9 protein-coding genes and 2 pseudogenes are annotated in these 10847 nt (G+C 69.3%); 3 read left to right on the top strand and 8 right to left on the bottom strand.

The features are described 5' to 3' along the window. Together ABZ281_RS19925 and ABZ281_RS19920 are read right to left on the bottom strand one after the other, a co-directional pair. Nucleotides 1–157: pseudogene (locus tag ABZ281_RS19925) on the bottom strand (apolipoprotein N-acyltransferase); the annotation flags it as partial. Between the two features lie 68 nt (nt 158–225). Further along, nucleotides 226–696, bottom strand: a complete 471-nt coding sequence (locus tag ABZ281_RS19920) for a nuclear transport factor 2 family protein (protein WP_356657216.1) — start codon at nt 694–696, stop codon at nt 226–228. A 96-nt stretch (nt 697–792) separates the two neighbouring features. On the opposite strand from ABZ281_RS19920, the gene ABZ281_RS19915 reads away from it, so the two are divergent. Then, nucleotides 793–1395 carry a DUF4291 domain-containing protein gene (locus tag ABZ281_RS19915; protein WP_356657214.1) on the top strand — a complete coding sequence of 201 codons (603 nt, stop codon included), beginning with the start codon at nt 793–795 and terminating at the stop codon, nt 1393–1395. A gap of 26 nt (nt 1396–1421) precedes the next feature. On the opposite strand, the gene ABZ281_RS19910 is transcribed toward ABZ281_RS19915, so the two are convergent. From ABZ281_RS19910 to ABZ281_RS19900, 3 genes and pseudogenes are all read right to left on the bottom strand, one after another. Continuing rightward, nucleotides 1422–1601, bottom strand: coding sequence for a hypothetical protein (locus ABZ281_RS19910; protein ID WP_356657212.1), 180 nt, complete (start codon nt 1599–1601; stop codon nt 1422–1424). Between the two features lie 109 nt (nt 1602–1710). After that, nucleotides 1711–1848: pseudogene (locus ABZ281_RS19905) on the bottom strand (undecaprenyl-diphosphatase); the annotation flags it as partial. Nucleotides 1849–1894: 46 nt separating this feature from the next. After that, the gene (locus ABZ281_RS19900; protein WP_356657210.1) at nt 1895–2260 is read right to left on the bottom strand and encodes a hypothetical protein; all 366 of its coding nucleotides are present in this window, start codon (nt 2258–2260) and stop codon (nt 1895–1897) included. 842 nt (nt 2261–3102) lie between these two features. Here ABZ281_RS19900 and ABZ281_RS19895 point away from each other — a divergent pair. Further along, nucleotides 3103–4242, top strand: coding sequence for a Fic family protein (locus ABZ281_RS19895; RefSeq protein ID WP_356657208.1), 1140 nt, complete (start codon nt 3103–3105; stop codon nt 4240–4242). 455 nt (nt 4243–4697) lie between these two features. Further along, nucleotides 4698–4997, top strand: coding sequence for a transposase (locus ABZ281_RS19890; RefSeq protein WP_356657206.1), 300 nt, complete (start codon nt 4698–4700; stop codon nt 4995–4997). Between the two features lie 929 nt (nt 4998–5926). Here the strand turns inward: ABZ281_RS19890 and ABZ281_RS19885 are convergent. The 3 genes from ABZ281_RS19885 to ABZ281_RS19875 all read right to left on the bottom strand — a co-directional run bounded on the left by ABZ281_RS19885 (nt 5927) and on the right by ABZ281_RS19875 (nt 10604). Then, nucleotides 5927–7396 carry a carboxylesterase family protein gene (locus ABZ281_RS19885; protein ID WP_356657204.1) on the bottom strand — a complete coding sequence of 490 codons (1470 nt, stop codon included), beginning with the start codon at nt 7394–7396 and terminating at the stop codon, nt 5927–5929. 242 nt (nt 7397–7638) lie between these two features. Then, nucleotides 7639–9075, bottom strand: a complete 1437-nt coding sequence (locus ABZ281_RS19880) for an aldehyde dehydrogenase family protein (protein WP_356657202.1) — start codon at nt 9073–9075, stop codon at nt 7639–7641. After that, a complete protein-coding gene (locus tag ABZ281_RS19875) occupies nt 9072–10604 on the bottom strand; it encodes a GMC family oxidoreductase N-terminal domain-containing protein (RefSeq protein ID WP_356657200.1) in 1533 nt (510 codons plus the stop codon). The genes ABZ281_RS19880 and ABZ281_RS19875 overlap by 4 nt, the downstream gene beginning before the upstream one ends. Nucleotides 10605–10847: the final 243 nt, after the last annotated feature.

The following is a 10847-nucleotide window of genomic DNA, read 5'->3' as shown; positions in this document are numbered from 1 at the left end:
GTGCGGTGCGCAGCAGCAGGATCCAGGGGACCAGGGCGGCGTAGGCGCACCACCACAGCGACGGCGCGGGAAAGGCTAGGACGGGGAGGGCGCCCGCGACCGCCGCGGCGGTCGCGCGGCGCCAGGGTGAGGCGAGCCAGTGGTCGAGCGTCTTCATAGGCGCCTCCTACCCGCGGGTGCCTCCAGTGTGCGCCCCGCGGACGATCTAGGACACAGGACGCCGGGTCAGTTGACCACAGGTGTCTTCTTCGGCTCGGGAAGGCGCCGCCACTTCTCCCGTACCACCACCTCGTTCAGCCGCCAGCCGTCGTCCGTGCGCAGCGCCCCGAAGGCGTACCGTCCGCCGCACACGAAGTCGGGGGCGGGCCCGGCGGTGGCCATGGGATTGACGTAGTCGGCCTGGACCTCCGCCGTGTCCCCGGTGTCCTGCTCCCAGATCCCGAAGCTCACCCGCCGGTTGACGATCAGATGCTGCCGCATCGGGAACAGGCTCAGGCTCTCCGCGAGCCACGCGGCGACCGCCCGGGCTTCTCCCTCGATGCCGCCGGCCGAGCGGTAGTCCGCCCGCCCGCGAGGTGCGAACAGCTCTCGGTACGCCTCCCAATCGCCGTCGTCGACCGCCACCGCGTAGTCGGTGATCAGCCCGTCCAGTGCCGGCCGGTCCCTCACGGTAGCGAGCTCCACGCGCTGCGTCATCGGATCAGTGTTGGGCATGGCGGGGGCCGGGCCAAGAGCCGTGCGTGAGCGATATTCGGTGGCCGCCGAGGGGCGGCGGGGCCCAGCCTGTCCGTCGTGAACGAACGACACGAACCGAAGTTCCAGGTGCGCGCCCGCCATACCGGGTCCACGATCACCGTCTACCAGGCCTACCGCCCGGAGATCGGCGGCCCCGCCGCCCGCCACGGCCGCTTCCCGGCCGCGTGGAAGCGGGAGCGTATGACATGGATCAAGCCGTCGTTCCTGTGGATGATGTACCGCTGCGGCTGGGGCACCAAGGAGGGCCAGGAGACGGTCCTGGCAATCGAGATCGACCGCGAGGGCTTCCTCTGGGCGCTGCGCAACGCCTGCCTGTCCCATCACGTCCCCGCCCTGCACGGCGATCAGGCCTCCTGGAAGCGGCAGTCGAGGCAGTCGCCCGCACGGGTGCAGTGGGATCCGGAACGGGACCTGCACCTCGACCCGCTGCCGCACCGGTCGCTTCAGCTGGGGCTCGCCGGGGAGGCCGCGGCGCGCTACGCGGACGAGTGGATCGTGGGGATCGAGGACGTCACGCCGCTCGCCACGGAGATCCACGGACGGGTGCGGGCGGGTCAACTGGACTCGGCCGCTCGGCTGTTGCCGGAGGAGCGGCCCTTGGACCTCGACGACGAGGTGCTGGAGCGACTGCGCGCCTAGAGGGGGCAGTCGACTGCGGGAGCTGCTCAGGCGGCCTTGACGACGCCGCCTCGGATCGCGGCCGCCCACTCGACGACGAGCAGCTCGTACTCCGCGCGCTCCTCGGCCGACAGGGTGCCGCCCGTGCGCTGCCACAGCGCACGGATCTCGTCATTGACCTCGGCAGCGGACCGCCCGGAACCAGGGGTCACGAAATCGGGGGACATGCGGACAAGCCTAGGGGCAGCCACTGACAGCCCGCTACCGGACGGCTACCCGATCCCTATGCGGTTGGTCACGAGAGCCGGGTCACACGGACCGGGCGCCCGCCCCGGGTCAGCCCGCCGACTCGGCCGCATGCGGGCTCAGGGCACCCATGCGGACCAGGGCGATGATGAGGATGCCGAGCGCGATGCGGTAGTACACGAACGGCATGAAGCTCTTGGTCGAGATGAACTTCATGAACCAGTTCAAGCGTCGAGGTCCTGAGCTGCTTTGACCTGCCGTTTTCCACCACTCTTCAAGATCGAATTAGGGAGCAGTGGGAGATGGCACTTTCCAGTGCTCTTCCTCGCTGGCCACGAAGCGCAGCCATCTGGTTTGCAGCGAATCGGCAATCTCCTGCTCCATGGTCAGGACCCGAGTTCATGCGGGGGATCCGGATGCCGCTGAGCACGACCTCGATCCCCGCGTCGGCGAGGATCGTGTCGAACAGTTCGGGGAACTTCCCGTCCCGGTCCCGGATCACGTAGCGGGCCTGGCAGCCGGCGTCCTGGAGATCCATGACGAGATTGCTGGCGGCCTGCGCCACCCAGGAGGCGGTCGGGTGCGCTGTCGCGCCCAGGAAGGGGATGCGCTGGCCGGCGTGTCCGATCACCGCGAACACGTACAGCCGCGTCCCGGACAGAGTGATGGTCTCGAAGAAGTCACACGCCAGCAGGGCATCGGCCTGGGAGCGCAGGAAGTCCGCCCAGGTACTGGACGTCCGCTCGGGTGCCGGCGGGATCCCGGCGTCCTTGAGGATCTACCAGACCGTGGACGCCGCCACTTTCACGCCGTGGACGAGCAGTTCACCGTGCAGGCGCCGGTAAGCCCCCCGGTTGGGTTCTCGCGGGCCAGGCGCAGGCCCAGGCGCGGATGGAGTGCACGGTGCGCGGTCGGCTCCCGCGTTTCGGCCGGGACGGGGCGGCGTGGCGGCGGGCGACTGTGTCGGGGTGCCAAGGCAGCACGGTGTCGGGCCGCACCAGCAGCCGCATCCGACGCAGCACCTCGGGCGGCAGACCCTGGAGCAGCGCCGCCAGGAATGCCGGTGTCGACGATCAGGCAATTCCCCACTCTCCGGCCGTCTCGTTGGCGCTCCAGTACCCCGATTCTGATGACGCAGCGCGAGGATCTCGATGTCCTTGCCAGGGTCGCTCATCAGCAGCAGTAGCAGCAGGGCGAACATGTTCGTCACAGCGAGATAGGTCAGTCGCAGCAGCACGAGAGATCATCCTGCCGGGGCATTTCACCAGGCGCCCAGAGCACCCGCCCAAGCGCCCGCGCTCGACACCACCCATACACCAGCCTCCACCAGGACGGATGAGTTTTCGGCAGGCGCAGGGCGGCGGGAGACCGAGCCGTACGAGGGCATATCCGCGGGCCAGGAAGACACCGGCTTCGGCCTGCGGACGCACTGGTGACGCGCGCCATCTTGCGACCATCCAACCTTTTTGGTTGCATCATTGTATGTTGTTCCAGGCTCCAGCCCTGACCGACGAGGACGAGTGGGTTCTCGCTGAGATCGAGACCCTGCGCGAAGACCTCCGTCACTTCCTACGGCCCACTGTGCGTTGGACCAAGCAGCTCCGCCGGAACCTCACGGCACGCAATATCGCCGGGTCGAACACGATTGAGGGCTACGCCGCGTCGGTGGACGATGTCGAGGCCCTGATGTCCGGCGAGGATCCTTTGGAGGCCAGCGACGAGACTCGCAGGGAGGTGGAGGGCTATCAGCGGGCTATGACCTACATCCAGGGTCTCTCAGACGCCGGGGAGGGATTCCGCTACGACCTGGGGCTCCTCAACGGTCTCCACTTCATGATCCAGGAGCATCATCCCGATAAGCGGCCCGGCCGGCTCCGCAAGGGCCCTGTCTACGTCACGAGCCCCGATGACCCCATGGTCATGGACTACACGGGGCCCGACTACGAGACGGTCCCCGGACTCATGGCGGAGCTGGTCGCGTGGCTGAACGAGGGCGACCTCGACTCGCCCGTGCACGTTCGCGCCTCCATGGCCCACCTGAACCTCGTGAAGATCCAACCATGGGCCGACGGCAACGGCCGAACATCCCGGGCCTTGTCGACGCTAGTGTTCTCGCGGGAGGCGCTGATGCCTTCGGAGTTCTCCTCGATCGAGGAATGGCTCGGGCGCGGCCAGAACACCTACCGCTACTACGACATGCTCAAAGATGTCGGCGGTGAGGTGTGGAGCCCTCAGCGTGACGCCGGGCCGTGGATCAGATTCTGTCTCGGCGCCCACCACATGCAGGCGCAGACGGCGAAGCGGCGCATCGAGTTCTTCCGCGACGCCTGGCTCCTGCTCGTCGATCAGATGGAGACATCCGGCCTTGACGAGCGCATGGCCTTCGCCCTGATGCCCGCCCTCGCCGGAGGGAAGGTGCGCCGGACGATGTACCAGCGGGACGCGGACCTGAGCTCGGACACGGCGATGCGCGACATGAAGGCCATGGTGCGCACGGGATGGCTACTCTCGCATGGGCAGGCCCGCGGACGCTTCTACACCGCCGGCCCCGCCATGGACCCGGTGAAGGCAAAGATGAAGACGATCACGAAGCCGCTGCGCAATCCGTACAGCACCCGCTGACCGCCGCGGCCCCGTCTCCCGGTGAGGCGGGGCTTCGTCGTGCCCGGAGCAGGGACCGCGGCACCGATAACCGCAGAGGGACTGTCAGACCCTGCCCTTGCCGAGAACTCCGTCCGTGCAGGTCAGGCCGCATGCTGGTACTCGTGGAGGGTGCCGCCGAGGTGGTCACGTCGGCGTATGTCGAGGTGGATGAGCTGCTCCGAATCGGTGATCGGTGGGGGCAAGGCGTGCAGTGGTCGGGCGCCTGCGATGCCCTGGTGGGGCCGGTGGGAGTTGTCGTGCTGCTCGAACTCGCGCAGCGCGTGGAGCAGATGGTGCTAGTTCCAGATCAGGGTGCGGTCCAGCAGCTCGTGCCGGCAGGTCTGCACCCAGCGTTCCATGAGCGCCTTCATGCGCGGCATCCGGACGCCGGTCAGCACCATGTCGATCCCCGCGGGGGCGGGGAGATCTCACGGATGAACAGTGGGCGGTGCTGGAGCCGTTGTCTGCCGAAGGGGACGAAAGCGGGGCGGCCGCCTGTTTGGCCGCGGCGGCAGCTGATCGACGGCATACGGTTCCGGGTCCGTTCCGGCGTCCCCTGGTGGGACGTACCCGTCGAGTACGGGCCGTCGGGCCGGATCTACGACCTGTTCCGCCGATGGCGGCGGGACGGCACCTGGCAGCGAGTCCTCACCCAGCTCCAGGCCCTGGCCGAGGCGAAGGGTGCGATCACATGGGATCTGAGCGTCGACTCCACGGTGTGTCGCGCTCATTAGCCTCGCGCTCTCACGAGGTGGGCTGTCCAAGAGTTGATCAGAAACACGGAAAGTGCTCTTGACCTGCAACGATAGGAGTTGCTGAGGGTCCTGTTGGCTACAAGGAAAAGAGCACTTTCCAGGTGAGAGTGCGACACGAGGTCGCGTGTGTTGAGTGGATGCTCTTGGAGAGGGGGTCGGCAGTGTCGCCGATGACAGGGTAGTCCCGGGTTCGTGTCCGATGACCCGTCCACCGCCTGGACGTGCGTCGCTGGCAACGGTGGGGTGCGAAGCTCCAGGAAGAAGCCCAAGGACCTCCGTTCCACCCGGGGGTGACAGGCAAGGGGAAGGCCGGATGGGCGAACACCCGTGAACCCTCGATGACGCCTCGTGAGAGAAGCCCCCGCCGGTGGGACGCGGGAGCGGGGTGAAGGGCGGGCCGCTGTGAGGCGGCAGGCGCCGGGCGGATGTTTCACGCCGCCCGGGTGGACACCGCCGCCCCGGGGCATAGAGGGCGCCCACCCCGGCCGCATCTCGCATGCGCGGAACGTGGAAACCCCGACGGAGGCCGTCGCCCAGACAGGGTGGCGGTGGGCCGACCGTGCACGTCCGGTTCTGAGGGGGCCCTGGTGCAGCAATGCACCGGGGCTACCCGACAGACGGCACGCCGTAGAAATCGTCCTGACCAGGCCGGTTACCCGAGCAGAGCTGCACAGGGCCTGCCGCAGAGGGCCGCTCGCGGCGAAAAGACCCGGTGGGTCAGAACTCGACCGCCCACACGGGGTCAGGATCCAGAACCAGGATTCAACCGCCGCCGACACTTCCAGCCCCCGATGCAGGCACTCGGCCACGGTCCGCCCGGGAGGCACACCTGGACCTGGGCAGACGGGACTCCCGGCCATCGACGGTCGCCGCCAACCTCGCCCAACGGCAGGAGGAGTCAGTCAGGTTTATGGGGTGATCAGTGGAAGCGCGTTGAACACATGGTCTTTCCAGAGGCGGCGCGAGGCTTCCTCCGGGTAGGTGGTGGTCATCGGCTCCGTGTCGAGGATGCGCGTCGGGCGGTACTCGGCGTCGTAGGCGGGCCAGCCGGGATCGCCGGTGGACGCGAAGGAGGTCCAGGAGCCGCGGACCAGACCGGAAAGGGCGTCGGCTTCGTCGACGTGCGCGGGGCCGATGAGTTCTCCGCCGAGACCCGCGAACGTACCGAACACGAGCGGGATGTCCAGCGAGTGGCAGGCGCCCATGGCACCGCCGTTCGCCGGAGCGGCCCAGGTGAGCTCGTAGAGGTGGGCCCGGCCGCCTCCCGCCACCTGGGCTTCCGCGAGGTGCAGTGAGGGCATGCGGAAGAGCCAGTCGGACTGGACGAGCTCGAAGAGGCGCTCCGCTGGAGCATCGGGGAAGGCGGTGCGGTAGGCGTGCCCGGTGTCCGCGCCCGGCCCGAACGTATGCAGCGCCGCGGACGCCAGTTCCTCGCCGACCTGACCGAGGAGCCCGCCCAGTGCCATGAACAGCCGGCACTCGTCGCGGGTGTGCCCGATGATCAGCTCCACCTCGCGTGCGACGCCGTCGGCGAGCGCCTGCCACGGTGCGGTCGGCAGGACCTCTCCGTCGACCACGGGGGAATAGGCCGTCGACGTGTGCGCGACCGGTCCCCAGCGGTCCGCGTACTGACTCATCCGGGCGCCGAGAGCAGCCCCCACCCCTGGGAGTTTGTGCGGTTCCACTGCCGAGAGGTCGCTCACCGTGGGCCGCAGTCCGAGCTCGCCCGCCAAGGCGGTGGCGATGTCGGTGGCCAACTCGTCGGAGAAGAAGGTGCCGCACACGCTCTGTGCGATGGCCCGCCGGAACAGGCCTCGCGCGCTCGGCATCGCCAGCAGCGCGGCGACGGACCCGGCACCGGCTGATTCGCCGAACACGGTGACCTGGCCGGGATCGCCACCGAAGGCGGTGATGTTCTCCCGCACCCACGTCAGGGCCGCGACCTGGTCGAGCAGTCCGCGATTTGCCGGCGCCCCCTCGATGCGCGCGAACCCCTCCATGCCGACTCGGTGGTTGAAGGTCACCACGACGAGATTCCCGTCACGGGCCAGTCGACTGGGATCGTATGCGGGGTCGTCGACGGAGCCGAACTTGTAGGCCCCGCCGTAGATCCACACCATCACCGGGCGCCTCGTCGCCGGATCCGGATCCGGTGTCCAGACATTGACGATGAGCCAGTCCTCTCCTCCGGGCGTGGCAGTGGGTATGGCAGAGCTCAACGGATCCTGCGGTGGCGGGGGCCCGAACACGAACGACTCGCGCGTGCCCTCCCATCGCCGTGCCGGCTGCGGCGCGGCGAAACGCAGGTTCCCCACCGGGGGTTCGGCGAACGGGATGCCCCGGAAGACCGCGAGACCGTTCTCGTGACGGCCGCGCACGATGCCCCCACGGTGGCGACGTCGGGAATCGGTTCTGTGGTCATGACACTCCTCATCGAGCTCTACCGACCGCCACGCGGTCGCTGTACGGAACCAGGCGTCGGCTGCGTGGTTCTTCAGGGGCCCGGACGGGCCGCGTGGGCGGACGGGCCTGGGCGGACAGGCGGAAAGGCCGCGCAATCGTCTTCAGGATCGTGCGGTCGGGACCCACGGGGGCTGCCTGTCCGCGACGGGCGGGCACCTCAGGCGAGCGAGGTCCACACGCTCTTGACCTCGGTGTACGCGTCGATGGCTCCGCTGCCCATCTCCCGGCCCCAGCCGCTGGTCTTGAACCCGCCCCAGGGGGCGGAGGCGTCCACGGGGTTGGGCATGTTGATGAACACCGTGCCCGCGCGGATGGAGCCGGCCACGCGGTGCGCCGCGCCCACGTCGCGGGTCCATACGGCCGCCGCCAGGCCGTACTCGGTGTCGTTGGCGCGGGCGACGGCCTCGTCCTCGTCGTCGTACGGCAGGATGGACAGCACCGGGCCAAAGATCTCCTCCCGGGCGATGCGCATGTCGTCCCGTACACCCGTGAACACGGTCGGCTGGTAGAAGAAGCCCGGCAGGTCGTCGACTGGGGCCCCGCCGGCGAGCAGCTGGGCGCCTTCCTGGACCCCGCTGCGCACCAGTGCGTGGACGTGGTCACGGTGTTCGCCGGTGACCAGGGGGCCGAGCTCGGTGTCGGGCGCGCTGCCCGCGCCGAGTCGCATTCCGCTGACGGCCTTGGCGCAGCGCTCGGCGAACTCGTCGGCGAGGGAGCGGTGGACCAGGAACCGGGTGTAGGCGGCGCATACCTGGCCGCTGTTGAGGAGCGCGCCTTGGAGACAGCCCGTCACGGCCGCGTCCAGGTCGGCGTCGGGCAGGACGAGGCTCGGTGCCTTGCCGCCGAGTTCGAGCGAGAGACGCTTGAGGTTGCCCGCGGAAGCCCGGACGATCTCCCTGCCGGTCTCGGTCGAACCGGTGAAGGAGACCTTGTCCACGCCGAGGTGCTCGACGAGGGCCCGCCCCGCCTCGGGACCACCGGTCAGCAGGTTGATGACGCCGTCCGGCACACCGGCCGCCCGGCACAACTCGACGAGCCGCACCGTGGTCATCGGGGTCTGTTCCGCGGGTTTGACGATCACGGTGTTTCCGCAGGCGAGGGCCGGTGCGATCTTCCAACTCGCGATCATGAGCGGGAAGTTCCACGGGGTGATCAGCGCGCACACTCCCACCGGCTCGCGCTTGGTGTACTGCAGCACGCCGGGGACGGACAGCGGAGCCGTCTCGCCGTAGATCTTGGTGACCCAGCCGGCGTAGTGGCGGAAGTGCTCGGCAGCCGCGGCGACGCTGACCGCCATGGAGACGCCGAGCGGCTGGCCTTGGTCGCGCGTCTCCAACTCGGCCAGTTCCTCGGCGTGTTCTTCGATGAGGTCGCCGATGCGCCACAGGATCCGGGCGCGGGCGGCGGGGGTGAGTCCCGCCCACTCCGGGTTCTCGAAGGCGGCGCGGGCGGCCCGTACGGCCGCGTCGGCGTCCGCCGCTCCCGCCAGGGACACCTGGGCGTGGGGCTGCCCCGTCGCCGGGTCCAGGGTCTCGAACTCCGCTCCGGAGGCCGCGGCTTGCCACTCGCCACCGATGAAAAGGGTATTGGTCACAGCTGTGCTCCAAGGATGAAGTCGGCGCAGCGCTCGCCGATCATGACGGCCGGTGCGTGGGTGTTGCCGGAGGTGACGGAGGGCATGACGGAGGCGTCAGCGACGCGGAGCCCGGCCACGCCGTGTACGCGCAGCTGCGGATCGACGACCGCCGTACGGTCGATGCCCATACGGCAGGTGCCCACCTGGTGGTGATAGCTGAGGAGGGTCCGCTTGATGTACGCGGCGACCTCCGTGTCCGTACGCACGTACGGTCCCGGTGCGACCTCGCGGGCCCGCCAGTCGCCCAGCGACTTCTCCTCCCCGATCTCCCGCACCTGCTGCACGGCCCGCACCATGGCCGCGAGGTCCGACGGCTCGGAGAAGTAACCAGGGTCCAGGGCAGGAGCCTGGCTGGGGTCGGCCGACCGCAGCCGCAGGCGGCCACGGCTGAGCGGACGGATCGTCCCGGCCAGGACCGAGAAGCCGTGGCCCTCTTCCGGAACGGTCATGTCGGGCACCGGTACTGGCACGTGGGACATCAGCGGCTGCAGGTCCGGCACGGCCAGCGCCGGATCGGACTTGGCGAAGTAGTGGGCCTCCAGTTTGTTGGCCGTACCCTGCGGCACCGGCCGTGCCGACTCCCACACCACCGGAGCGAGGGTGTGGTCGTGCAGGTTCGCGCCCACTCCCGGCAGATCCGCGGTCGACTCGATACCGAGGGCCCGCAGCTCGTCCGCCGGCCCGACACCGCTGAGCAGGAGCAGCTGGGCCGATCCGATGGTGCCGCCGGACAGGATCACGTCGCCTTCGCAGCGGACCTCCGTCGTACGGCCCTCGCGCAGCAGCTCGACGCCTCGCGCCCGGCCATCGTCCACCAGGACGCGCGTGACCGCGGCGCCGGTCATCACCGTCAGCAGCGCACTGTCGAGCACCGGCTTCATGAAGGCGGTCCACGCGCTGACGCGCCTGCCGTCGCGGATGTTGCGGTGCAGCAGGTTCACGCCGAGCTGGTCCTGGCCGTTGCAGTCGTCGTTGTACGGGATCCCGTAGTCCTGGCATGCCTCGATGAAGGCGGTGGTGACCGGGTTGGGGGAGTGGTTCCGGCTGACGGGCAGCGGGCCGCCGGCCCCGTGGTAGTACGACGCGCCGTTCTCGAAGTCCTCCGAGCGTTTGAAGTACGGCAGCACCTCGTCGTACGACCAGCCCGCCGCTCCCTGGTAGGCCCAGCTGTCGTAGTCGGCCCGGTTGCCGCGGACGTAGATCATGCCGTTGAGGGCGCTGGAGCCGCCGAGGACCTTGCCGCGCGGCCAGAACACCTGGGTGCCGGAGGCGTGGCGTTGGCGTTCGGTGGTGTACGCGTGGTCCTGCGGGGAGTTCCACAGTTCCCAAAGTCGCCCCGGGTCATGGATGGCCGGGTTGTCGTCCCGGTCGCCCACCTCGATCAGGAGGACGGTCCGGCCGGCGTCCACGAGTCTGCGGGTGAGGGCGCAGCCGGCGGAGCCGGCGCCCACCACGATGTGGTTGTAAACGGTGTGTGTGGCTCGCATGACGGGAGGGTCACAGACGGACGGGCTACCGGCTTGTGCGGCGGTGCACCGTGTCTTGTGGAGGCGGGCACGAACAGCTGAGTGCGGGTAGGGACCGGCTCCCCTGACCGGTCGCGCGTTGCGCTTACAGGCCGATGCGTGGCCCGGCAGCTGCTTGAGCGGCCGGCCGGACCGCGGGCGCACAGCTCATCCCCGGGCAGCACGCGACGGCCAGGACCAGAACGTCGGCCAGTGGAAGCGGCC

Origin of the sequence: Streptomyces sp. NPDC006265, from assembly GCF_040613555.1 — a bacterium.
In the GTDB taxonomy this organism is placed as follows: Bacteria; Actinomycetota; Actinomycetes; order Streptomycetales; family Streptomycetaceae; genus Streptomyces.
This window is presented reverse-complemented; position numbering and strand designations above follow the sequence as displayed.